This window comes from Azospirillum doebereinerae (assembly GCF_003989665.1).
Lineage (GTDB): Bacteria > Pseudomonadota > Alphaproteobacteria > Azospirillales > Azospirillaceae > Azospirillum > Azospirillum doebereinerae.
In genome coordinates this window covers 1-420 of sequence record NZ_RZIJ01000091.1, presented here as the reverse complement: position 1 = coordinate 420, position 420 = coordinate 1, and the positions used below count along the sequence as shown (strand labels likewise).

The window sequence follows — 420 nt, the reverse complement described above, 5'->3', positions numbered from 1 at the left end:
GGTCCGGCGGCGACGAGCGCGCCGACGATGATGACGGAGGAGACGGCGTTGGTGACGGCCATCAGCGGCGAATGCAGGGCCGGGGTGACGCGCCAGACGACGTAGTAGCCGACGAAGCAGGCGAGCACGAGCACCGTCAGGCCGGTGACGAAGAAGCTGCCGTGACCGGCGGCGTCCGCCACGGGAAGGGCGGGCGAGAGCTGCGCCACCTGGACGGCCAGCGCGTCGGTCTGTTGGCTCAGGCTCGCCAGCGTGGTGCGGAAAGCGGCCAGATTGCTTGCGGGATCCGGGTGTTCCATGGGATCCGCCTCCTCAAGCGGGCTGCGCTTCGCGGACGGCGTCCGCGAAGGCCGGGTGGACGACGGCGCCGTCGCGGGTCAGCGCGATGGCCTTGACGATCTCGTCGTCCCAGTTGACGGT

Annotated in this window: 1 protein-coding gene; it reads right to left on the bottom strand. The window is 70.7% G+C overall.

Translation table 11 applies throughout. The features are described from left to right. Positions 1-299 (bottom strand): NAD(P) transhydrogenase subunit alpha part 2 (locus tag EJ913_RS31335; protein WP_127005232.1); only part of this gene is annotated, 299 nt, incomplete at its 3' end. Between the last annotated feature and the right edge of the window lie 121 nt (positions 300-420).